Source organism: Fructobacillus ficulneus (assembly GCF_001047075.2).
GTDB lineage: Bacteria > Bacillota > Bacilli > Lactobacillales > Lactobacillaceae > Fructobacillus > Fructobacillus ficulneus.
In genome coordinates, this window is sequence record NZ_DF968005.1 from 336,068 (window position 1) to 337,580 (window position 1,513).

The following is a 1,513-nucleotide window of genomic DNA, read 5'->3' on the forward strand; positions in this document are numbered from 1 at the left end:
ACCGCAGCTGAAAATTCATCGGACTTTGCTAATGCTTTGAAAACAAATACCGACGTTTCTGGTGTGAAGTCATTAGCTGACCAGAAGACGGCAGCTGTTCAAAAGCTTCAAGAAGCCTTATTAGCAGATCAAGCAACCATCGACCAAGACCCATCATTGAGCCAATCTGACAAGGATGCCCAAAAGCAAACCTTGGCTCAGGTTGAGCAGGCAGCCGAAGGCAACATTACTGGAGCCACTGATGCCCAAGCAGCTAGTGATGCTGAAGCAGCTGCAGAAGGTGCTTTGACTACTTTGGATAATGCGAAGACGGCAGCGAATAAAACTTTGGCTCAGAACTACCAAGATGCTTCAAATGCAATTAAGAACGATGTAAATTTGACCGATGCGCAAAAGCAGGACCGTCAAAATGCTTTGAATGCAGCCCATGCCACAGCAGAATCAGCGATGAATGCTGCTCAAACACCAGCTGCAGCCGATAGTGTTGTTACTTCTGGTTCAGACTTTGATAAGGCAACCCAAACAGCTCAAGATGACTCGAATGTCACTCCATTGGCTAGCCAAAAGACTAACGCAACTGGCACGGTCAACGGTGGTTCTTCAAATGCCCAAAACGCCATTGACCAGCAGGCAACAGCGGCTGAAAATGCCATTGATTTGAACGGTAATTTGACACCCGAACAAAAGGCCGTCCAAAAGCAAGTTATTCAAAATGCTGCTAAACAGGCAAATACCGACATTAACAACGCCTCAAATGCCCAACAAATCGCCGATGCTCAAAACAAGGCTAATGACATCTTTAATAACTTGTCAAATGACAAGACGGCAGCCCGTAAGAGCTTGGCTCAACAGGCCCAAAATGCTATTGATGGTTTGGAAGCTAACAAGGATTTGACGGATGCTGACCGTCAGGCACGTGAACAAGCTATTAAGTCCGCTTACAACACGGCCGCTGGTAATGTCGATAGTGCCCCTGATGCTGCCAGTGTTACCGCAGCTGAAAATTCAACCGACTTTGCCAATGCTTTGAAAACAAATACGGACGTTTCTGGTGTGACCCCATTGGCCACTCAAAAGACTGATGCTGTAACCAAGCTCCAAAATGCTTTGAAAGCAGATCAAGCAATCATCGACCAAGACCCATCATTGAGCCAAGCTGACAAGGATGCCCAAAAGCAAACCTTGGCTAAGGTTGAGCAGGCAGCCGAAGGCAACATTACTGGTGCTAATGATGCCCAAGCAGCTAGTGACGCAGAAGCAGCTGGGGAAGGTACTTTGACTACTTTGGATAATGCTAAGACAACGGCGAATGCAGCATTGTTAAACGATTACAACAATGCCAAGCAGGCAATTGAGAACAACGCTAATTTGACACCTAGCCAAAAGCAAGACCGAGAAAATGCCTTGGATGCCGCCCACGCAACTGCTCAAAGTGCTTTGAACAATGCTCAAAACCCAACGGATACCAATGCGGTTGTTGCTCCCGGATCAACATTTGAAAATGCTGCTGATA

At 46.7% G+C, this 1,513-nt stretch carries 1 protein-coding gene; it reads left to right on the forward strand.

Going from position 1 to position 1,513, the window contains the following annotated elements; translation table 11 throughout:
- Positions 1-1,513: DUF1542 domain-containing protein (locus AOQ29_RS06170; RefSeq protein WP_114675006.1), on the forward strand; the 1,513-nt coding region annotated here is incomplete at both ends.